Source organism: Streptomyces canus (assembly GCF_041435015.1).
GTDB classification, from domain to species: Bacteria; Actinomycetota; Actinomycetes; order Streptomycetales; family Streptomycetaceae; genus Streptomyces; species Streptomyces canus_G.
Genome location: NZ_CP107989.1, coordinates 1,180,181 through 1,202,330, shown reverse-complemented (window position 1 = coordinate 1,202,330; position 22,150 = coordinate 1,180,181). Strand labels below are relative to the sequence as shown.

General features: G+C 68.8%; 14 protein-coding genes and 3 pseudogenes. 3 read left to right on the top strand and 14 right to left on the bottom strand.

The features are described from left to right. Positions 1–112 precede the first annotated feature (112 nt). The gene (locus OG841_RS05655; protein ID WP_371563835.1) at positions 113–1,510 is read left to right on the top strand and encodes a PepSY-associated TM helix domain-containing protein; all 1,398 of its coding nucleotides are present in this window, start codon (positions 113–115) and stop codon (positions 1,508–1,510) included. Between the two features lie 19 nt (positions 1,511–1,529). Here the strand turns inward: OG841_RS05655 and OG841_RS05650 are convergent, their stop codons facing one another. Continuing rightward, on the bottom strand, positions 1,530–1,976 hold the full coding sequence (locus OG841_RS05650) for a MarR family transcriptional regulator (protein ID WP_328642487.1): 447 nt from the start codon (positions 1,974–1,976) through the stop codon (positions 1,530–1,532). Continuing rightward, a complete protein-coding gene (locus OG841_RS05645) occupies positions 1,973–2,455 on the bottom strand; it encodes a MarR family winged helix-turn-helix transcriptional regulator (protein ID WP_371563833.1) in 483 nt (160 codons plus the stop codon). The genes OG841_RS05650 and OG841_RS05645 overlap by 4 nt, the downstream gene beginning before the upstream one ends. A gap of 135 nt (positions 2,456–2,590) precedes the next feature. On the opposite strand from OG841_RS05645, the gene OG841_RS05640 reads away from it, so the two are divergent. Continuing rightward, on the top strand, positions 2,591–3,556 hold the full coding sequence (locus OG841_RS05640; RefSeq protein WP_328642489.1) for a pirin family protein: 966 nt from the start codon (positions 2,591–2,593) through the stop codon (positions 3,554–3,556). Positions 3,557–4,085: 529 nt separating this feature from the next. Here the strand turns inward: OG841_RS05640 and OG841_RS05635 are convergent. The 9 genes and pseudogenes from OG841_RS05635 to OG841_RS05595 all read right to left on the bottom strand — a co-directional run. After that, positions 4,086–4,699: pseudogene (locus tag OG841_RS05635) on the bottom strand (transposase); the annotation flags it as partial. 289 nt (positions 4,700–4,988) lie between these two features. Then, positions 4,989–5,183, bottom strand: coding sequence for a hypothetical protein (locus OG841_RS05630; protein ID WP_371563831.1), 195 nt, complete (start codon positions 5,181–5,183; stop codon positions 4,989–4,991). A 282-nt stretch (positions 5,184–5,465) separates the two neighbouring features. Continuing rightward, positions 5,466–8,663 (bottom strand): RICIN domain-containing protein, encoded by a 3,198-nt coding sequence (locus OG841_RS05625; RefSeq protein ID WP_328642491.1) that lies wholly within the window; start codon positions 8,661–8,663, stop codon positions 5,466–5,468. 98 nt (positions 8,664–8,761) lie between these two features. Beyond that, positions 8,762–10,633, bottom strand: a complete 1,872-nt coding sequence (locus OG841_RS05620; protein ID WP_371563829.1) for an RICIN domain-containing protein — start codon at positions 10,631–10,633, stop codon at positions 8,762–8,764. After that, positions 10,630–12,378 (bottom strand): amylo-alpha-1,6-glucosidase, encoded by a 1,749-nt coding sequence (locus tag OG841_RS05615; protein WP_371563827.1) that lies wholly within the window; start codon positions 12,376–12,378, stop codon positions 10,630–10,632. The genes OG841_RS05620 and OG841_RS05615 overlap by 4 nt, the downstream gene beginning before the upstream one ends. Positions 12,379–12,491: 113 nt before the next feature. After that, a complete protein-coding gene (locus tag OG841_RS05610) occupies positions 12,492–13,301 on the bottom strand; it encodes a carbohydrate ABC transporter permease (protein ID WP_371563825.1) in 810 nt (269 codons plus the stop codon). Continuing rightward, positions 13,298–14,284 carry a carbohydrate ABC transporter permease gene (locus tag OG841_RS05605; protein WP_328642494.1) on the bottom strand — a complete coding sequence of 329 codons (987 nt, stop codon included), beginning with the start codon at positions 14,282–14,284 and terminating at the stop codon, positions 13,298–13,300. The genes OG841_RS05610 and OG841_RS05605 overlap by 4 nt, the downstream gene beginning before the upstream one ends. A gap of 19 nt (positions 14,285–14,303) precedes the next feature. Beyond that, positions 14,304–15,554, bottom strand: coding sequence for a sugar ABC transporter substrate-binding protein (locus OG841_RS05600; RefSeq protein WP_371563823.1), 1,251 nt, complete (start codon positions 15,552–15,554; stop codon positions 14,304–14,306). Positions 15,555–15,682: 128 nt separating this feature from the next. Further along, complete coding sequence (locus OG841_RS05595; RefSeq protein WP_328642496.1) at positions 15,683–16,729, bottom strand: LacI family DNA-binding transcriptional regulator; 1,047 nt, start codon at positions 16,727–16,729, stop codon at positions 15,683–15,685. A 1,167-nt stretch (positions 16,730–17,896) separates the two neighbouring features. Between OG841_RS05595 and OG841_RS05590 the strand changes: the two are divergent. Beyond that, positions 17,897–18,160, top strand: a pseudogene (locus OG841_RS05590) (transposase); the annotation flags it as partial. Positions 18,161–18,243: 83 nt separating this feature from the next. Here the strand turns inward: OG841_RS05590 and OG841_RS05585 are convergent. The 3 genes and pseudogenes from OG841_RS05585 to OG841_RS05575 form a co-directional block, all read right to left on the bottom strand. Then, a pseudogene (locus OG841_RS05585) lies at positions 18,244–18,648 on the bottom strand (NPP1 family protein); the annotation flags it as partial. A 13-nt stretch (positions 18,649–18,661) separates the two neighbouring features. Continuing rightward, a complete protein-coding gene (locus tag OG841_RS05580) occupies positions 18,662–19,777 on the bottom strand; it encodes a glycoside hydrolase family 19 protein (protein WP_371563820.1) in 1,116 nt (371 codons plus the stop codon). A 73-nt stretch (positions 19,778–19,850) separates the two neighbouring features. Then, entirely contained in the window at positions 19,851–22,037 is a 2,187-nt protein-coding gene (locus tag OG841_RS05575; RefSeq protein WP_371563818.1) for an RICIN domain-containing protein, read from the bottom strand. Positions 22,038–22,150: the final 113 nt, after the last annotated feature.

The window sequence follows — 22,150 nt, the reverse complement described above, 5'->3', positions numbered from 1 at the left end:
GCGAGCTGCGCGCTGCCCATGTGATGCAGGTCACTTCGAGTGCCGGGAACTCGATGCCTCCTTCCTCCGACTACTGGACCGCTACCGTCCCCAGCCCTCGGAGAAGCCGCCGATGTCCCTCGCCCCCTCGACGACCACCGACGAGGCCCCGCAACCGGCCGCCGCGCCGCCGGCCCCCAGCAGATGGGCCCCGCTGCGCCCGCTCGTGCTGCGCCTGCACTTCTACGCCGGCGTGTTCGTCGCCCCCTTCCTCCTCATCGCCGCCGTCACCGGCTTCCTGTACGCCGGTGCCTTCCAGGCCGAGAAGATCGTCTACCGGGACCAGATGACCGTCGCCGCCGTCGGCGACAGCAAGGTGCCCATCTCCGAGCAGGTGGCCGCCGCGCGCAAGGCCCACCCCGAGGGCACCGTCTCGGCCGTACGTCCTTCCCCTGAGGACGACGCGACGACCAGGGTGCTGTTGTCCGGGGTGAAGGGAGTGGACCCGAACCACACCCTCGCCGTGTTCGTCGACCCGTACACCGGCAAGGTCCGCGGCGCGCTCGAGCAGTACGGCTCCACCGGCGCGCTGCCGCTGCGCACCTGGATCGACGAGTTCCACCGCGACCTCCACCTCGGCGAGAACGGCCGCCTCTACAGCGAGTTCGCCGCCAGTTGGCTGTGGGTGATCGCGGGCGGCGGCATCGTGCTGTGGTTCTCCCGCCGCCGCGCCCTGCGCAAGGTCCGCGGCACCAGCGGGCGGCGCCGCACCCTCGGACTGCACGGCAGCGTCGGCGTATGGGCCGCGGCCGGCTTCATCTTCCTGTCGGCGACCGGACTGACCTGGTCGACCTACGCCGGCGCCAACATCGACGAACTCCGCACCTCGCTGGGCCAGTCCACGCCATCGGTCTCCGCGGCCGCGGGCGGCGACCACTCGGGCCACGGCGCGTCCGCCTCGGCCGGGGGCGCCGAACACGGTGTCGGCCTCGACAAGGTGCTGGCCGCCGCCCGTACCGAAGGGCTCGGCGACCCCGTCGAGATCGTCCCGCCCGCCGACGAGTCGTCGACCTATGTCGTACGGCAGGTGCAGCGCAGCTGGCCCGAGAAGCAGGACGCGGTCGCCGTCGACCCGACCACCGGCGAGGTCACCGACGTGCTGCGGTTCGCCGACTACCCGCTGCTCGCCAAGCTGACCCGCTGGGGCATCGATCTGCACACCGGCGTCCTGTTCGGGCTGGTCAACCAGATCGCCCTGATGCTCCTGGCGCTGTCGCTGGTCCTGCTGATCGTGTGGGGCTACCGCATGTGGTGGCAGCGCGGCCGCGGCTCCGCCTTCGGCCGGCCGATCCCGCGCGGCGCCTGGCAGCAGGTCCCGCCGCAGATCCTGGTGCCCGGCGTAGTGGTTGTCGCCGTCCTCGGCTACTTCGTGCCGCTGCTCGGCATACCGCTGGCCGGATTCATCGTCGCCGACGTGATCCTCGGCGAGGTCGCCCATCGGCGGGGCAAGAAGGGCGTGGCGGCGCCCTGAGACGTACGTGGGTGTCCCGCTACTTGTTCAGGACGGCGAGTTCCTCGTCGGCCCGCTCGGTGATGAGGCTCAGTACACGGCCGGCGACCGCGAGGTCCTCCTCGGGGATGCCGGCGTAGACCCGGGCGGTGATGGGGGCGGTCTCGGCGGACGTCGTCTCGAACAACTGCCGTCCGGTGTCCGTGATCCGCACCTGGGACGGCTCACGGGCAGCCAGCAGTCCCGCGGAGATCAGCTCGTCGACCACGGAGTGCGCCTCGGTCGCCTCGATCTTCAGTGCGCCGACGAGGTCCTCGGCGATGCGGTCACGCTCGACCGGGCCCTCGGCGACGGCGGCCAGCCGCAGGGTGACGGACTGCTGGAAGGTCGCGCCGTGGCGGGCCAGGACGTGCTCGAGAAGTCCGCGGGCGGCGTAGTGGGCCAGGGCTATGACGCGGGGGTTGAGGACGGGAGTGGTGGTGGTCATGACTGCTCCTCGAGAATCTCGTTCGTCGGGTCGAGAGGTGCGTCGAGCAGGGTCGCCAACTCGCGCTGGAACTCCCGCGTGCGCGCGCTGTCCAGGCCTCCGAGCGGTGCCAGCAGTTGCTCCAGGAGTCCCTGGACGACCTTGATGGCCCGCAGCGTCCGCGCACGGCCCTCCTCGGTCAGCGCCAGTTGCACCGCGCGCGGGTCGCGGGGGTCCCGGGTGCGTTCCAGGAGCCCGGCGCTCTCCAGGGAGCGCGCCAGCTTGGAGACGTAGAGCGGTTCGAGGCCGGTCCGGTCGGCGAGGCGTCGCTGGCTCGGGCGTTCACCGGCGCGCTGCATGCCGTACAGCGATGCCACCAGCGAGTACTGGGCGTGGGTCAGGCCGAGCGGCGCCACCGCGCGGTCCACCGCGACCCGCCACTTCATCGACAGTCGCCAGACCAGGAAACCGGGCGTCGCGCCCTCGGATGCCGTACTCATGCCCGATACAGTACATGGCTACTATGTCCATGGCTACTATTTTCGGACCGGACACGGGCGGCCCGCGAAACGACCGTCGCGGAGCCCGGAGGGACGACCTGACGGAAATCGCCTCACGGGTCTAGGTTGGGCGTCATGAGCAATCTTGATCGCGAGCCGGTTCCCGCCCTGTGCGGCGGCCGCGGCTTCGTGGTGGCGGAACCCGTGCGCGAACTCCTCAGCCCTCGGCGCGTCAAGCTCGGCGAGTCCAGTGAGGTACGACGGCTTCTTCCCAACCTGGGCCGCCGCATGGTCGGCGCCTGGTGTTTCGTCGATCACTACGGCCCCGACGACATCGCCGACGAGCCGGGCATGCAGGTGCCCCCGCACCCGCACATGGGCCTGCAGACGGTGAGCTGGCTGCACGACGGCGAGGTGCTGCACCGCGACTCCACCGGCAGCCTCCAGACCATCCGCCCCCGTGAGCTGGGCCTGATGACCTCCGGCCGCGCGATCAGCCACTCCGAGGAGAGCCCGAAGTCCCACGCCCGCTTCCTGCACGGCGCCCAGCTCTGGGTCGCCCTGCCGGACGGGCACCGCCACACCGACCCGCGCTTCGAGCACCACGCCGAGTTGCCGCAGATCACGGCACCCGGCCTGACGGCCACGCTCATCCTGGGCGACCTCGACGGCGCGCGCTCGCCCGGAACGGCGTACACCCCCATCGTCGGCGCCGACCTGGCCCTCGCCCGCGGCGCGGACGTACGACTGCCCCTGGTACCGGACTTCGAGTACGCCGTCCTGTCCATGTCCGGCGAGGCCCACGTGGACGGGGTGCCGCTGCTGCCCGGCTCGATGCTCTACCTCGGCTGCGGCCGCACCGAACTCCCGCTGCGCGCCGAGTCGGACGCGGGCCTGATGCTCTTGGGCGGCGAGCCGTTCGAGGAGGAGCTCGTCATGTTCTGGAACTGGATCGGGCGGTCCCAAGAAGAGATCGCACAGGCGCGTCAGGACTGGATGGAAGGCACACGGTTCGGTGAGGTCAAGGGATACGACGGCGCACCGTTGCCTGCTCCGGAGTTGCCGCCCGTGCCGTTGAAGCCGCGGGGTAGGGTGCGCTGACCTGCAGGAACGCCTGCGTGTTGGTGACGCAGTCGAGTGGGGCGCGGCCTGGCTGTGCCTCCGGCGGGCGACCGCTTGCTGGACGGCGGTCGACCGCGTTGCCGTCTCGGGCGGGGGTGGGCGGAGGATCCACGGTGTGGCTGTCTGTGGGCAGCTGTGGCAGAGCTCTTGCTGACCTTTGCTGACTTTCCTGACGCTCCGTCAGGCCGGGTTGTGAAGTTCCTTTCGAAGTCCAGTGGCTTGCGCAGGGCTTCCGTGGGTCTGATGACGAGCGGGGAGGGCTGACCAGACGCGTGGTTGAGGCAGGCGGTGGTGCTGATCACCGGGTCTCGCGCTGTCGCCTTGTGGACAGTCGACAAGGGCCGGGTGTCGTCGCTACTCGCCTCGCATCGCACTGTCCGTCCGATCCGGGGTGGGCTGAGCTGGATGGCCACCAGCAGGTTCTTCGTCTGCTGGTGGTACAGGCCGGATAAGCCGTTGAACAGCCAGAATGGCGGCCATGGAGTCGGTCGGAAGGAGGCTGGTCCGCAATATGGTCCGGATCTTGGTCGCCGACGTTGCCGGGCCGCAGCAGCGCGGCCACCGGCTCTCCGGACCCGGCTGGGCTGTGGTCGACGAGCGCGACGAGCGGATGGTGGCCGAAGGTCTTCCTCCAGGTCGCGGTGGCGTCCTGCTTGTCGGAGTGTGCAAGGACGAGCACGCCGTCGATGTTCACGATCACCTGCCCGTCGGCGGCCGGAGCGTTCGCCCCGGCCAGTTCTCAGACGCGCGACCGTACTTCGGCCCGCGCCGACCGGATCGCAGTGAGCGCCATCGGGCCTGCTGCGGCGAGGGCATCGATGAGTCGGGAGACTGTGGGCTCGGATGCCACCGGGCCGAATACATCCGGTTCGGCCCGCAGCATGGCGACGTCGGCGAGGCAATCCCCGCCCAGAGCGACTCCGAGCGCGACATCCAGGAGGACCTTGGCCAGGTCGTGAACGGTCCGCGGCTTGCTCCACGGTGCCAGTGCCGCCGATATCGCGGTGTGCAGGCCCACCTTGCGGACCGTCTCGACCAACAACACCGACCCGGCCTGCGAGACCGCCCCCTGCCACCGCCCTCGACGCGGACACGCGGGTAAAGCTCGATACCCTTGCTCACCAGGAGAGTGCTTCTTTGCTCGCAGCCATCAGGACCTTCGACAAGTCCAATCGTTGCAGGTCAGGAGTACTCTTCGCTTATTTGATCAAGGCATGGACGAGCACGCTCATGAAAGCGCGAGGCCAAGGGCTACCCCCCGACCTCACCTCGCCCAACACCAAAGCGCGGTGATCACTCAGCACTGCCGCTCGTCTCGACGCAGTCAGTGACCGGGCCTCGGGTGCCAGGCGCTGATCCGCCCGCTCTGCCTTTGCCACACGAGGGGCCGATTGTTCGTCCGCGCATTCGCTTATGGGGATGGCTCCGGTCGCCCAGGCGGCAGTTCGAACCGCAAGCGCATGGACGTGCCGACGACCCGGTAGCCGGCGAGGCCAGGGGCGCTGAACGGGCCCGCGCCGAGGTGGGCGATGCACAGCAGCCCCCGGCCGGCATCGAGGCTCTCGTAGTCGAAGCGGGAACCGTCGCCCGGCAAGATCCGGCTCACCGACCGGAGCGGAAGCACCTCCTTGGGCGGCTCGCCGCATTCCTCTACTCTGCGGCTCGCGCGATCACGGCGCCGGTGAGCGCGGTCACTACCCGCTTGAAGCCATCGCCTGGGGACAGGTCGAAGAAACGCAAATCTTGGCAGACTCGAAGACCGTAGAGACCTCGCGTGGCAGGACGGCACGACGCCCGCCGACCGCGGCACCGACGTCAACGGCGTCGGCCCGCCGGACTGTGCCGGCGGGCCGACGCCCGTCATGTGATGTTGTGGTGATGGGTCGGGTCAGTCCTTGCCGGTGAGCCTCCAGATCTGGTTCTTCTTGGTGGTCAGGGCGCTTGGCGCGTCGCAGGTCCACTGGTGGATGAGGGCGCCGGGTGCAGTGGAGATGGTGCTGACGTCGACGCACTTACCGCTGTGCACGGCGACGAGTTGGTAGTCGTGGCTGTTGCCGAGTGCGGTCACCGCCCGCAGCTTGTACCGCTGGTTGGTGTCGCCGGTGCAGGTCCACTGCTGCACGGCGGCCCCGTCGGCCGTCGAGAAGGCCGAGACGTCCAGGCACTTGCCGCTGGAGTGGTTGACGAGCGTGTAGGTGTCGGTCGTGCCGGTGACGGGATGGAAGTCGAAGCGCTGTTCCTGGCCGGTGCCGCAGGTGTTCTGCTGGTATTGGGTGCCATTGGCGGTGGACTGGCCGGGGTCTTCGAGGCAGAGCCCGCTGTGCTGGGCGACGGCCGTGGAGGAGAAGCCGGCCGGGGCGCCGATGTGAAGGGTCGTGGGTGCGAAGGAGACTTGGTCGAGGTGGGGCGCCGAGCTGGATCGCAGGGGCTGCCCGATGTCGGACCCGCCGCCGGAGGAGACCACGCCGATGGTGGTGCCGTCCCAGTTGTAGAGCTGCGAGGCGGTGAACTTGACGGTGTTGGCGCCCTTGGTGAGGGTGACGGGGACGGTGTAGTCCTCGAACTGGTTCCAGTGCAGGGTGCTGGCGAAATTGACCCGGCTGGGGCTGCCGCCGTTGACGCTGACGTCGGCGTGCTCGGCGTACAGGTCGGGGTTGTAGTGGTTGGAGGGCAGTTCCTCGCCGTTGGCGTAGCGCATGGTCATGGCGTAGGTGCCGGCCGAGGGCGCGTTGACGTTGAGGGTGAGGGAGTTGGCGGTCCCGTTGCCGATGCCGGTGACGACTCCGCCGTTGGCCTGGCTGTAGGTGGTGTCGGCGGCCGCGGTGCCGGTGAGGGTGCCGTTCTCGGCCTGGTAGGTGACGACGTTGCCGGTGGTGACAGCGTCGGTGGCGCTGAACGGGGTGACGGCCAGGTCGTCCAGGGCCAGGGTGCCGCCGCTCCCGGTCACCTTGACCTTGTTGATGCCGCCGTTGAGGTACACCCGGTTGGTGGAGGTGGACCAGGCGCCGGTCGTCGCGCCGGAGAGGGTCTGGTCGTTGACGGTCTGGCCGTTGACGGTGAGGTCGGCCTGGCCGGTGTTGCGGAAACGGGAGGTCAGGTCGGCGTATCCGTCTCGGGCGGAGTAGACCCAGAACGTCGCGGACTTGCCGGAGGTGAGGTTCACCGCGCCTGCGCCGGACTGGCCCTGGGAGGTGTAGGTGGCGGTGGCGCTGTCGGAGAGGGCGGCCTGCTCGGCCTCGTAGAGCGTGGTGCCCTGGACGGATGCGTCCTTGTACTGGAGGTCGATCTTGTCGATGATGGCGTCACCGACGGTCGCCCCGCCGTTGTCGCCGGTGGTGGCCAGGGTGATGGTGTGGCTGCCCGCCGTGAGGTGCACGGTGGCGTCATCGTGCCCCCACACCACCCACTGGAAGCCCACGGGGATGTCGATCCTGGTCGAGGCGCCGCCGTCGACCCGCGCGTACACGTTCGTCGGGCCCTTGACGTCGGCGTCCTTGGCGTAGCTGTTGCCGAACACCGACAGGTTGTAGTCGCCGGTGGTGGGGACGGAGACGGGGAAGGAGATCACCGTGGTCGAGCCGGTGCGCAGGCCGCCGACGTCTTTGGTGCCCGAGGTGGCGAACTTGTCGAGGTTGCTGGTGGTGCCTTCGGTGTTGATGTTGTAGCCGCTGCCGCTGAGAGTGGCCTTCTCGGCCTCGTATGTGCCTCTCCAGGTGCTGTCGGAGGCAGTGGTGCTGCCGGTGCCGCCCGGGGAGACGATCACCTGGTACGCGGACATCGCGTCGAGGGTGATGGGGACGGTGATCGACCCGTCCGAGCCCACGGCGACGTCGGCGTCGGTGAGCCGGGTGGGGGTGGCCGCCGCGCCGATGTAGCCGCTGTAGCGGTCCTGGAAGACGCTGACATGGACGGTACTGCCGAAGACCGCGGGGTCGATGTTCTTGATGACCGTGTTGGAGTCACCGTTGGTGCCGCCCCCGGCGAGGATGACGCGGGCCTGCTTCTTGGCCGTGTCCAGGCTCGCCAGGCCCTGGAGGGTGTAGGCGGCGTTGGACGCGGCACCGGTGACCTTGACGGTGTTGCCACCGCTCATGGAGCTGTACCAGTTGTACAGCCACCACTGGGCGTTGGGGGTGTTCTGGGCGGCGGCGGAGTCGCCGAGGTTGCCGTTGATGTTCCAGTACGGCAGGTTGCCGTCGATCTTCTCGTCCTCGATGGCCCCGATCCACTGCACCATCTGGCCGGGGTCGGTCAGGTGGTACCGGAAGGCGTACTCGTTGAGGTTGATCGGCAGGTGCGAGGGGATGCCCACCGAGGTCTCGGCCGCGCGGTAGTTGTCGACGGTCGTGCGCACGTCCGCCGGACTGCCCAGGGTGTGCCAGGTCACGACGTCCGGCAGGCAGTTGTTGGCCTTGCAGTAGGTGAGGAAGCCCTTGAGAGCGAACTCGGTGTAGCTGGAGAGGTTGGGGCCCGCTATCCGCGCCTGGGGCCATATGCCCTTGATGAAGTTGTACGTCTGGAGCCACTCGGCCTCGAAGGCGGCCAGCGGCGAGGACTGGGTGCGCATCCCACGGAACCACATACCGTCGGGCTCGTTGTAGGGGACGAGCACGACCCGGTCCTTGTACGGACTGGCCATCACCTGCTCGATCTCTGTCCGCATGGCCGCCTGGTAGGCGGAGTAGCTGGATCGTTCATAGCTGAACGTGCGGTACACGTCCGTCATGTAGATCATGACGTCCTTGCCGCCGCTGTCCACGAACGGCTTGGCGACCTCCAGCGCGTCCGAGCCCGGGTGCTGTTGCCCGTCCTGGGCCTTGGTGTTGGTGGTCTGGAGCCCCATCCCCTCGATGAGGTTGTTGGTCGGCACGTCCGGGCCGTACAGGCCGTACAGCGCCCCGGAGGCGCCGCCGTGGAAGGCTCCGGTGGTGGTGCCCAGGTCGACGGTGAGGGTGGGGGTGGCCGCGGAGGCCGGCGTTGCCGTCAGGGTGGTGACACCGGCTATGACGGTCAGCGGGAGCAGCGTCTTGCTGATGGCGTGGAGAAGGCGTCGTGAGGTCGAGCGCCTTTGCTCGAGTCTTCGCATGTGCTCACGTTCTTTCAGGGATAGGGCTTGCTGGTGCTGCGCCGGCCCCCGTGCCGGACGTGTGGGTGCTCGCGCGAAGTCGCGCGAGTCGTCGGTCGTCAGCTCTTGCCGAGGAGGCGCCAGATCTGGTTCTTCTTGGTGGCCAGTGCGCTCGCGGGATCGCAGGTCCACTGGTGGATTTGGGCGCCGGCCGTGGTCGAGACGTTGCTGACGTCGACGCACTTGCCGCTGTGGACGGCGACCAGCTGGTAGTCCTGACTGTTGCCGAGCGCGGTAACGGGGTTGAGTGTGAACTGCTGGTTGGTGGCGCCGTTGCAGGTGTACTGGGTGACGGCGGCGCCGTCGGCCGTGGAGGCCTGGGATACGTCCAGGCACTTGCCGCTGAGCTCGTTGACGACGGTGTACGTGTTGGTCTTGCCGCTCACCGGCTTGAGGTCGAGCATCTGCTGGTAGCCGCCCTCGCAGTAGTACTGCTGGTACTGCGTGCCGTTGGCGGTGCTGAGGTTGGTGTCGTCCAGGCACTGGCCGCTGTTCTGGCTGACGGCCACGGTGGAGATGGTGGTGTTGGACGGAGGCAGCAGGGTGACGGTGTAGCCGTCCTTGGCGTTCGTCCACGGGAGGGACACAGCGGCCGCGTTGTTGCTGACCGTCAGGGTCGTGTCGGAGACGGTCGTCGGTCCGGCGACGGCGGCTCCGCCGTTGTATGGGATGCGCTGGACCACCGCGCGGACCTTGCCGCTTTCCACCACCGACGTGGTGTTCAGGCCGGTCAGGTTGACGGTGACGTTGCCGGTGTTGCCGCTGCTGCCGAGCAGCACCTTGGCATTCTTGGCGGTGTTGTCCTTGGTGGCCAGGCCGTCGGTGCCGGTGCCCGGGACCAGGTTCACGATGTTGCCGGTCTGCGAGCCGTAGTAGCGGTACATGAACCATTCGCCCAGCGGCAGGTACTGGCCGACGCTGTTCTTGGTGAGCAGCGCCGCCTCGTAGTCGTGCAGGTGGGTGCCGGAGGCCCAGTTGCCGCGCAGGCCGTCGGCGCCGGCCCGCTCCAGGCGGCCGATGAACCAGGCACCGCCGCCCGGGGACTGCATGGACGCCGTCGCGTACTCGTTGATCTCGTACGGCCGGGTGTTCGTCAGGCCGGCCGCGGAGATCGTCGAGTTGGCACGGCCGACATCGGTGACCGGGTCACCGGGCTCGTCGTGCCAGCTGTAGATGTCCGGGGCGACGTTGTTGGCCTTGACGTAGTTCAGGTAGGTGGTCCACCAGGTGTTGGAGGAGTTGGGCTGGCCGGCGATGCTGGGGCCGACGATCAGCTGGCCGGGGAACGCGGCGCGGACCCGGGCGTGGAAGCGTGACCACATCTGCAGATACTGGGTCTGTGACCGACCCCAGAAGCCTGCGCCGTCGGGCTCGTTCCACAGGTCCCACTGGACCGTCATGTTGTTGGCCTTGACGTCGTTGATGAGCTGGGTGACGAAGTTGTCGAACTGCGTCCAGTCACCGTTGTCGCCGGGCCAGCCCTGGCTGGTGGTTCCGTCCGCACCCCACAGGTCGTGCGGGAGCAGCTCGAAGGTGCCGCCGAGGGCGACGGTCCGCTTGTACTGGGCCAGGGTCGAGTTCCAGCGGGTCTGGTAGTCGGCGAGGCTGGTGGCGTAGCCGCCGCTGTTGAGCTGTGCGCCGCCGGCCCGCATGAAGTGCCACTTGATGTCCTTGAAGAAGTGGTCCTGCGGGAGTGAGCCGTTTGGCGTCATCCCGTAGATCATCCCGGAGGCGTGGTACGTGGGAGCGCCGCCGGCGGTGGCGAAGTCGACGGTGACACTGGTGTCGGCGGCCTGCGACGGGGTCGCGGGCAGCAGCGTGGTGGCCACCGCGGCCGTGAGGGCCGCGAGGCAGGACGCCGCTCGGCGGCCCGTGCGGTTTCGGGTACCGGGAAGTGTCCGGGGAGTCCTGGGTGTCCAAGGCGAGTTCATGTGCGGCTCCTGGATGAGTGACGGTGGACGTGTGCTTCGGCGAGTAGGAGGTAGCTGCTGGCGGTCCAGGTGTAGGCGCGGTCGCGCAGACCGGTGCCAGTGAGGGCGTCGAAGTTCTCGGCGAAGCCGTGCTTCTCGCACAGGGCGCGGAAGCGGGCGCTGATCTCGTCCGCCAGCCGGTGGTGGCCGCCGCGCCGCAGGCCGTCCTCGACGAGGACCGTGGCGGGGGCCCAGATCGGGCCGCGCCAGTAGCCGTCGGCGAGGTAGTGCGGCGAGTCCGGCAGCTCCGTGGCCAGGCCGTACGGGGTCAGATGGGCCTCGATCCGGCGGGCCAGTACGGCGCTGATGTCCTCGGGCAGACACTCGCCCAGCGCGATGGGCATCAGGTCGAGGAGGCTGGCGCTGCTCCAGGTGTCCGAGCCGTCGGCCGAGCGGGCGACGAACCGGTCGCCGGTCCACAGCGTGTCGAGCATCGCGGCCTGCGTCGCGTCGGCCGTGCGCGTCCATCGGCGGGCGTCGTCCGGTTGCTCCAACTCGTCCGCCAGATCGGCGAGTTCGCGCAGTTGGAGGGTGAGGAAGGCGGCCAGGTCCGCGGTGACGACGACGCGTTCGGGGTCGAAGGTGGTGGCGTTGTCCCAGCCGCTGTCGTTGCCGTGCTGATAGTGCGGCAGATCGGCGCCGGGTGCGCACCGGGCGGTGAGCCAGAAGTCCGTCCAGCGCGCCAACCGTGCGTAGACGTCGGCCAGTTGGGCGCGGCTGGGGGGCTTCGGCAGTCGGCGGCGCAGGTGGCCGAGGGCCCAGCCGTGGATGGGCGGTTTGACGAAGTTGTACAGGACCTCGGAGTGGGTGACGGAGTCGGGCAGAGCGCCTGTCTCGTCCTGGTGGTCGAAGGGCAGGGAGAACTGGTCCCAGGCCAGCTGCGGGTGCCCCGGGGCCAGGGCGAGGGCGTTGAAGCAGTGGTCCCAGCTCCAGACCTTGTCCATCCAGTGCTTGGACATCAGCACCGCGGGCCGGGTGACCAGACCGGCCGGGCGTACGGTCGCCGACCAGACCACGTAGGCGGCGAGTTCGGCCGCAGGGGTGTCGGACGAACGCCACGGGGCGACCGCGTTGACGAACTCGGCGAACGACTGCCGCGCGGCCTGCACGACCTCGCCGAACGCCGCCGACGGGCGGTAGGGCTGCCGCGCACTGTCGAGTTCCTCGACCGCGACCTCCCACGATCCGTCGGTGGAGGCGGTGACCATGAGACCGCGGTCATCGGCGCCCAGGGTCTGAGCACCGGACACCTCGGCGACCGTGCCGGACAACACGGTGATCCGGTAGCGGCGGCCGGTCTCGTAGGAGGTGAAGATGTGGGCGTCGTCCACCGGGTCGCGGTAGAAGTAGGTCCCGCTGAAGGGGGTTAGGGTCCGCGCCGCCGCGGTGACGCGCAGCCCCAGCCTTTCTCCGTACACGCGTACGGTGTTGGGCGACTCGTAAGCGAGGCCGACGCGCCCGCCTTTCCCGGTCCAGCTGAGCAGGCCCGGTGTGGCCTCGACCAGGGTCTCGGCCCGCTCGCCCGTCGCGGGGTCGAGGGGCACGAGGCTCAGGACGGCGTGCATGCCGTTCTGGTGGGAGACGAGGTGGAGGTCCTCGGCGCGCGTCTTCTCTGCGAGCACGGGGGAGATGCCGAACCAGGACCCGTATGTGCTGAAGGGGACATCGTGGACGGAGAAGGCCGGCCCGGGCGGGGCTGCGCTCATGACGGCGGCACTCATTTCTTGGACGAAGTGGTCGGCGGTCGGCCGGGTCGGGCGCCGTCTTGCTCGCGCGGCGGCTCGTGCGGAGCGCTGCCGTACGACGGGCGCCTCAGGTGTCAGTCCTTGACGGCGCCGGCGGTCACGCCGGCGGCGACGTAGCGCTGGGCGAGGACGAGGATGACCGCGGCGGGCAGGGAGGCCACGACGGCGGTGGCCATGATGGCGTTCCACTGCTGGTTGTTGTTGCCGATGTAGTGGTAGATGCCCAGGGTGATCGGCTCGTGCGTCCCGCCGTTGACCAGGGTGCTGGCGAAGATGAAGTCGGACCAGGACCACAGGAACGCGAACAGGGACACCGTGACGACGGCGTTGCGGCTCATCGGCAGCACGATGGACCGGAAGGTGCGCAGGGGTCCCGCGCCGTCCGTCTTCGCGGCCTGGAGGAGTTCGCCGGGGATGCCGGACATGAACGCGGTGAAGATGAGGACGGCGAAGGGGACGGCCAGGGTGGAGTCGGCGACGATCAGGCCGGGAACGGTCTGGAGCAGGCCGAGTTGGAGGTAGATGGCGTAGAAGCCCATCGCCATGATGATCCCGGGGATCATCTGGGCGGCCAGCAGGACGAAGCTCATGATTCCGCCGCCGCGCGGGCGCAGCTTGGCCAGCGCATAGCCGGCGGGGGCGGCCAGCGCCACGGTCAGGGCGACGGTGCCCAGACCGATGACGAGGCTGGTGCCGAGGTAGGGCAACTGCTGGTCGACGACGGCCCGGTAGCCCTCCAGGGTGACGTGGGAGGGGAACAGGTCCGGTGGGCTCTTGCGCATGTCCTGGTCGCGGGTGAGGGACACGTTGAGCATCCAGTACACCGGGAAGAGCATGATCCCGGTCAGCAGCAGGCCAAGGACGGTCTTCAGCCGTGTTCTCATGACAGCGCCTGCTTTCGCTGGACCCGCACGTAGACCAGGCCGAAGACCAGGGCGGCGACCACCAGCAGGTTGCCGACGGCGGCGCCGGGGCCGAAGGCGGGCAGCAGGTTGCCGAAGCCGAGCTGGTAGGACCAGGTGGCGAAGGTGGTGGACGAGTCGGCCGGACCGCCCTTGGTCATGATCCAGATGATGTCGAAGACCTTGAGTGTGTAGACCAGGCCCAGCAGCAGGGTGATGGCGGAGACCGGGCGCAGCAGCGGGAAGGTGATGCTCCAGAAGCGCCGCCAGGAGCCCGCGCCGTCGATGGCCGCCGCCTCGTACAGGCTGCCGGGGATGGACTGCAGGCCGCTGTAGAGGACGACCAGGTTGAAGGGGACGCCGATCCAGATGTTCGCGATGATCACCGAGGTCAGCGACCAGGACGGCGAGGTCAGCCAGTTCACCGGGCCGATCCCGATGGCGTGCAGGACGGCGTTGACGATGCCGGAGTCACTGTTGAGCATCCACGACCAGGTCGACGCGGACACGATCAGCGGCAGCAGCCACGGCACCAGGAACAGCGCCCGCAGGGTGGCGGAGAGCCGGAAGTGCTGGTGGAAGAAGACGGCCAGCGCCAGGCCGATGCTGTACTGGAAGACCAGGCACACGCCGGTGAACACCACCGTGTGCAGCAGGGCCGGGGCGAAGGTCGGGTCGTCGAAGACCGTCCGGTAGTTCGCCAGGCCGGTGAACGGGGCATCGCCCCGCACGAACGAGCGCACGGTGTAGTGGCGCAGGCTCAGGTCGAGGTTGCGGTACAGCGGATAGGCGTAGAACAGGACGAGGTAGAGGGTCACCGGGGCCAGGAAGGCCCAGGCGGCCCACTGCGGGGAGACGGGGCGGCGCGGCCGGTCGGTTGCGCGGGCCGGGGGCGGGGCGGCGGTGGCCGCCCCGTTCCGATCGCGCACCGGCTGCCGGTCCGGCAGGTGCGTGGTGCGGTTCATCTGGGGCCGGGAGTCCTTGCTACTTGGCGGCGGCGGCCTGGGCCGCGACCATCGCGTCCTTGGGTGACTGGGACCCGCTGAGGGCGGACTGGACGGCCTTCCACATCTGCTCGGAGATCTTCGGGTACTTGGTGCCCAGGTCGTCGCTGGTGCGTCCCTTGGCCGCCTTGACCGCCGCGATCCACGGCGTCAGCTCCGGGTTGGCCGCCTTCTCCATGGCCTGGACGGTGCTAGTGGGCGCCACGTAGGACAGCGTTTTGTCGGTGAAGTTCAGGTTCTCGTCGCCGGTCAGGCAGGAGACCAGCTTCTGCGAGGTGGTGTAGCGGCCGGTGTCGTCCTGGACCGGGACGGTGACGAACTCGCCGCCGGTGGGGGCGGAGGCGTTGCCTCCCGCGGCGGCGGGTATGGGCAGGACGCCGTAGTCGAGGCCGCCCTTGTCGGCGGCTGCGAGCTGCCAGGTGCCGTTCTCGGCGAACGCGTAGTCGCCGCTCGCGAACTCCTGCCAGCTGGTGGTCTGGGTGTTGTTGATGACCGAGTTGGGCGCGTAGCCCTTCGTCAGCCAGTTCTTCCACAGCGACAGCGCCGTGACGCCCTGAGGCGAGTCGAGCTCGGTCAGCTTCGCACCCGCGCCCCAGAACCAGGGCAGGAACTGGAAGCTGCCCTCCTCGGTGCCGATCGCCGAGAACGTGATGCCCTTCTTCCCCGCCTGCTTGACCTTGGCGAGTGCCGCGGTCAGCGACTTCCAGTCCTTGATCGAGGCGATGTCGACGCCGGCGGCCTTCAGGACCTTCTTGTTGTAGTAGAGGGCCAGGGTGTTGGCGCCGATCGGGGTGCCGTACGTCTTGCCGCTCGACTGGCCGGCCGCCAGGAGGTTGGGGTCGACCTTCGAGGTGTCGATCTTGTTGTCGTCGGTTGTGGTGAGCACGCCCGCTTCCGCCAGCGTCGACACCACGGGGTTGTCGACGATCAGCACGTCCGGGGAGTTGCCCTGCTGCGCCGCGAGCAGCGCCTTGTTCGTGAGGTCACTGGTGTCGAAGGCAGTCCGCTTGATCTTCACGCCGGCGCCCTTGCCGCAGGTGTCCAGCACCTGGGCCCAGGCTGAGGTCTTGTCGAACTGCGGGTAGGGGTCCCAGATGGTGTACGTGCCGCTGCCGGCGCTGTGGGTGCCGCTGCTGCCGGAGCCGGAGCCGCAGGCGGTGGCACCGGCGGCCACGGTCAGGACGGTCAGGGCCGCGGCGGTGAGACGGCGGTGTCTGGAGGAGCTGTTCATTGCAGGGTTCCTTTGTTTTTCGGCATACGGGTGCCGAGGGCACGGGGCAGGGAGGAGAGGCGGGCACGGAGAACGGCGCCGCTGACCAGTTCGGTCGTCGGGTGGTGTGGGGCGGTGTGCGTGGAGGGTCAGAGGGTGCTGGCGGGCCCGTCGAGCGTGGGAGGTGTGGCGCGTGCGGGCCCTGTACTCGCCCGCAGGGAGATCGGCGGCGTCAGGAGATGGTGCCGGGCCACAGTGCCGGGACTGCCGAGCCGCTCCACCAGCAGTTCGACGGCGAGACGGCCCATTTCTTCCGCTGGTACGTCGGCTGCGGTGAGCTGCGGGGTCACCGTCTCCGCCCACCGGCCGGCCACGACTCCGGTGACGGAGAAGTCGCGCGGCACGTGGCGGCCCGCCTGGGCAAGCCCCCGGTAGAGGCCACCGAGCGCGGCCTCGTTCAGCGTGACCACGGCTGTGGTGGCCGGATCGGCATGCAGGATCCGCTCCAGGCATGCCTGGCCGGAGGCGGCGTCGTCCCCGCAGCAGTACGTCCGCACCGTCAGCCCGCGTTCGGCCGCGGCCTTGGTGAAGCCCTCCAGCCCCCGGTGGGCGGACTCGTAGCCGGCCCGCAGCAGCTGCTCGGGGCGGTTGACGAGGGCGATTCGGCTGTGGCCGAGGTCCGCCAGGTGGTGCACGCACGCCGCGGCGAGCGCGGTGTGGTCCAGGCCGACCCACCAGCCGCTTTCCGGGTGGGCGGTGCGGCCGATGGCGATGGCGGGGAAGTCCAGGTCGGCCAGGTGATCGATCCGGTCGTCCTCCAGCCTGATCTCCATCAGGATCGCGCCGTCGACCCGCCGTTCGCCCAGCAGCCGCTGGAACGAGCGGTCGCTGTCCACGCCGCTGGGCGACAGCAGCACGTCGTAGTCGTAGGCCGCGGCGGCCTCCACCACGCTGCCGATGAAGTCCAGCTGCATCCCCGTGTAGTGGTTCCCGGCCGGCGGAAAGACCAGGCCGATGGTGCTGGTCCGCCCGTTGGCCAGGGCGCGGGCGCTGGCGCTGGGCTGGTAGCCCAGTTCGTCGACGACCTGCTGGATCTTCCGGCGCGTGTCCTCCGACACCGGGCGCTTGCCGCTCAGTGCGTAGGACACGGTGCTGCGCGAGACACCGGCCCGCCGGGCGATCTCACCGATGTTCACGGCGACTCCTTGCTCGAACCGATTCGATGTTCCGTGAAAACGGACCGTCCGGCCGTGTAGGTACGGGGAGTGGGTACTGCGGTGAAGAGTCAACGATCACCAGTCGTCGAACCGGTTCGGTGAAGCGAAGATAGGAACGACCTAGAGGGTTGTCAACGCCTGCGGCGAAACTTCTCGAAACAGTGCTGTAACCCTGATGATCAGCAGACTCTGGACGCGCTGCAGATATTGCTGAGAGCTTTCCTCGCTGTTAGGTTCCTCCGAACCGGTTCGATGAAGCGATCCTTCCGGAGACCGGAGACCCGTTCCGGGCAGTCCTCTTCAGGGGGACTTGTGGACGACTTACCGCCGTCACCCGCCCAAGTGCCGCCCATCTGCTGGCCGACTCCGCATTCGTCCGGGCCCTGCACGAGTGGGACTTCGCCGTGCTCTTGGCGAGGGCTCGCGAGGCGGGGATCTCCTTCAAGCGGATCACCGAGGCGTGCGCGCCGAGTTCGCCGGGGTGCGGGTCGTACAGGGCGCGGCCGCTGGGGAACTGCCCGATCTCGGTGGACTGGGCGTCGTCGTCGACTTTCTCCGGCTGCCAGCCCGTGATGGGGGGAGGCGCTCACCTGCGCTGCCAACGACTGTTCTGGTTCCTCCTTGGTGATCAGCAGAACGCCATGGAGGTTGACCTGGGCTTGTTCCTCCCGGACGTGGGCTTGTGGGGCCGGCGTCCTGCGCGACGTGCTCCTTGCCGTAGGAGAGGTGGGGGCCTTCGCCGTCCTTCTGCGGGCCTGCAGCCGGGAAGTGATTGACCATGGTGGCGACGCTGTACGGTCCGAGCTCGTCTCCGGGGCGGCCCGCGCCTTCGACTGATGCGCACGGGGATGGGGCAACTGCCCGAACCGTCGGCTCCCGACAACGACCTCATCGAGGCCGGCTTGGTGATCCGCCGATCAAGAAAGGAGCTCCAGGAGTCCCCGGCGTCCGGCCTGACACATCTGCTGCTCTGCGTTTCCGCAGACCAGTTTCCGGGCATTCCGGGCGTCAAATGGGTCCGGGGTCGGTCTGTAGCGGACTTCCAGGCGTCGGTGCGCTCGGAAGTACAAATGCGGGGTTTCTTCTTGCCGTTGCCGACGGTGTGCCACTGCGCTCGGTCGGAGGCGGCCTGTCGAGCTGGCTGAGGTGTGCGCTAGGCCATTTCGTTTGGATCGGTCGCTCGTAGGTCCGGGTGTGCCGTTGGCTGACGCGCAGTGGGCGCGGATCGAGCCGTTGCTCCCGGACCGGACGCCGAAGCGGGGTGGCCGCTGGCGGGACCATCGTGAGGTGATCGACGCGATCGCCTTCAAGTTCCAGACCGGTACCCAGTGGGTGCATCTGCCGGAGAAGTGCGGTAACTGGCGGGGCGTCTACAACCGGCTGCGGATGTGGGCCGTCGACGGCACGTGGGAGCGGGTGTTCACCGCCCTGATGGCTCAGGCCGACGCGGACGAAGACGTCGGCTGGGCCGTGTCCGTGGACTCCACCGCCGAGGACCCACACCACGACGTGCTCCCAGTCGTGGGTGTGCCCGATGGCCGCCGGACCCAGGGTCGCCTGGTCCTTCTCGAAGAGCTTGCGTACATCACGGCACACCAGCCGTTGTCGCACTTGGCCCGTGAGTAGGTGTTGGCGTTGGCCAGTTGGGCGTAGTCGTGGCACTTGCCGTTGACGTCGCCGCCGAGCTTCAGCCCGGGATTGATCGTGCCGTCGGCGCCGATCGCGGCGGTGGCGTAGCAGCCGTCGCCGTCGTAGTCGTAGGCGGGGGAGAAGGTCTGCTCCAGACCGTCGGCGTTCTGGGGCAGCAGAGTCAGGACGTTCGCGTGGGCGGTCGCGGGGATCGCCACGATGAGCGCCAGGGCGCCCAGAAATGTGGCCAGGGGTCTCAACTTGCGCACGGGGTATCCCTGTTCAGCAGTAGAGGTTGCCGCCGGGGCTGACCCCGAGGATCGACGTGAACCGGTTGTAGGCGTCGACGCGGCTCTGCACCTGGGCCGGGTTGCGCCCGTCGCACTCCAGGGAGCCGTTGATGCTGCGGATCGTCTGGCCGAAGCCGGCCTGGTCGACCATGGCGCTGTGCGGGGTCATGGTGCCGGGGCCGGACTGGGTGTTCCAGTACCAGAGGCCGGTCTTCCAGGCCACGGCGGAGTCGTTCTGCACCAGCCAGGGGTTGTTGAGCAGGTCGAGCCCCAACGCGTCGCCGGCGGCCTTGTAGTTGAAGTTCCAGGACAGCTGGATCGGGCCACGCCCGTAGTACGCGGCCTGGCCCGCCGGGCAGCCGTACGGCTGGTTCCCGTCGCAGTAGGTGGGGTAGTTGGCGGTGTTCTGCTCGACGATGTGGACGAGGCCGCCGGTCTCGTGGTTCACGTTGGCGAGGAAGGCCGCGGCCTCCTGCTTCTTCACCGTGTCGCTGCCGGTGGTCGCGAATCCGGGGTAGGCGCTCAGCGCCGCCACCAGGCCGCTGTAGGTGTAGAAGGAGTTCCGGTTCGGGAACATCTGGTTGAACTGCGCCTCGGTGACGACGAATCCGGACGGTGTGCCGCCGCCTCCGCTCGCGGGCGCGTTCCACTTCTGGTTGGCCGTACCGGCGCAGGTCCAGATCTGCAGCCGGGCGCCGTTGGCGCTGCTGTTGTCGCGGACGTCCAGGCACTTGTTCGCGGCCGGGTTGACGATGTCGCGTGCGCCGGAGACCACCCACTGCTGGTTGGCACCGCCCGAACAGTCCCACAGCTGTACGGCCGCCCCGTCGGCGGTGCTGCGGTCGGCGATGTCCAGACACTTGCCGAGCGCCCGCAGGGTCCCGTCACCGGGGTTGGACCAGATCTGGGCGCCGGTGCCGTTGCAGTCGTAGAGCTGAACGGCCGTTCCGTTGGCGGTGCTCGCGCCCGCCACGTCGGCGCACTTGCCGGCGAGGCCGGTGATCGTGCCGGAGGCGGCGTGTGCGGGCGTCACCGTGAACAGCGCGGTGAGCACGGCGGCGAGGACGGGGAAGACCGCGAAGCGACCTCCGCGGAGGGATACGGACATGGGTGAGCACGCTCCTTGAGGGGGGTGAAGGAGGCCGCCCCCCGGTCGAGGAGGGGCGGCGAAGGACGGAGCCCTACGGGTAGTTGGTCAGATTGGCCACGTTGGTCGAGGAGTTGGACGGGCCACCGGAGCCGTTGACGACGTGCCGGATCGTGCCGGTGCCGCCGAGGGAGACCGTCACCATGCTCTGGAAGCGCACGCCCGAGGTGTTGGGCGCCTCGATGGCCCGTTCCGCGACCACGCCCGGGTTGACGTTGAAGTAGCAATAGCTGCCGAGGCCGTAGGCCTGGTGGCTGGTGACCGAGTCGGCGACCTTGTAGGCGGCGTAGCCCTGGGTGGAACCGTTCGACCAGGCCGCCTGGTTGGGCGGGTCGTACGGCATCTCGTTCTGGTAGAAGTACGTGCGGCCGCCGTTGCCGTTCCAGACGGTCTGGTACTTCTGGTAGTGCTCGACGAACAGGCCGTAGGCCGTGACGTTGTCGCCGTTGACGATCAGGCCCGTGTCCGCGGTGTTGGTGGTCCAGCCGACACCGCTGCCGTGGTCGGCGCGCCAGATCCACATGTGGTCGCCGATGACGTTGTCGCTGTTGATCACGAGGCTGGTGGTCGCCTTGCCGACGCCCGCGCCGCCGACGCGGAAGTACACGTCGTGCAGGGAGGTCGGGTTCGCGGCGTGGGAGGCGGAGGAGCCGGTCGGCCCGACCTCCATGAGGGTGGGCGAGTTGGTGGTGCCCGCGTCGAAGAGGACGCCCGCGACCTTCACGCCGTCGACGTCGGCCACCTTCATCGCGGTGACGCCGTTGTCCGGGACGAACGTGGCGAGGCCGAGGCCGAGGACGACGGTGTCGGCGCGGTTCACCTGGAGCGTCTGGTTCAGGTGGTACACGCCGGGGGTGACCAGGAGGTTCTTGCCCGCCGCCAGCGCCGCGTTGATGTCCGCGGCACTCGCGCCCGGCTTGACGACGTAGAAGGTGTCCAGGGACAGGGAGCTGCCGGAGGGGGAGCCGTTCGCCCAGCTGGTGCCGGTGGAGTTGGACCGTACGGACGGTACGAACACCTTGTAGGCGCCGTCGCCGTCGACGTACAGGAAGGGCTTCTCCCGGCCCACCGGGGACTGCGCGACCGTGGTGTGGGGCGGGTTGGGGAAGCTGGTGCCGGGGACGCCCTGGCTGCCGACGAAGACCATGTTCCAGTTGGCGCCGGTCCAGCTGCCGAGCTGGGAGTTGCGGGTCAACCACTGTTGCTGGCTGCCGGAGTCGACCTGACCGTCGATCTTCGTGTCGGCGAGCAGGCCACCGCTGGACCAGCCGTTGTCGTCGAGGGCGAGGTTGCCGCGCAGATGCATCCGGCGGTATGCCGCCGCCTGCGAAACGGCCCAACGGTCGCTGCCGTTCGTGGGGTTGACGGACAGGTTCTCGGCCCCACGCCAGAAGTTCTGCGTCGCGTTGCCCTGGAACCAGTCGGCCTCGGCGTGCACCGCGCCGTTGATGGTGACGGCGTCCGGGGTCAGTCCGAGCCCCGCGACCTGGGTGTAGAAGCCGACGTCGGCATCCGCGGTGTAGGAGCCCGGCTTGAACAGGACGGCGTAGCGCTGGGCGCCGAACTGGTTGGTCTCCTGCTGCTGGAAGATCGAGTTCAGCCGCGACTGGATCGTCGAGGACGACATCGACGGGTCGAAGACGACCACGTTGGGCCCCAGGTCCGGGTTGGTGGCCGACTGGGCCACGGGGACCACCTGGAAGCGCTGGGCCGCGCTGCCGTTGCACGTGTACTGCACGAACTGCGCGCTGTCGGCGGTCGAGGCACCCGGATCGTCGAGGCACTTGCCGCTGTTGCGGTTGACGAAGTGATAGGCGCCGCCGCCCTCGTGCACGGGCAGCCACTGCTGGTTGGCGCCACCGCCGTAGGCCCAGAGGTGCACAGGAGCGTTGTCGGCGGTGGAGACGTCGGCCACGTCCACGACCTGGCCGGTGTCGTTGCGGTTGTCGATACGGACATAGCCGTCGCTCGTGGCGGTGAAGCTCCACTGCTGGGCCGTGGTGCTGTTGCACGCGTACTGCTGGACGACGGTGCCGTTGGCGGTGCCGGCCGACCTGGCGTCCAGACACCGTCCGCTTGCCGCGTTCATGACAGTAGAAAAACCGGTGGGCAGCGCGGTGGCGGCATCGGCGGGCGTGGAGAGGGAGGTCAGGACGGACGCGGCGGCCACCGTGACGAGGATGGCGGCGCCGGATCTGCCAAGGCGCGTGAGGGTGTGCATGCGCAGAGCCCTTCGTGGGGGGTGAGGGTGTCGCGAGGTGTCTGGCTGACCCGTGAACCTAAAGGTGTGGACCACTTACGTCAAGGGATGAAGTAAGGTTTGAGGGAAGTGGT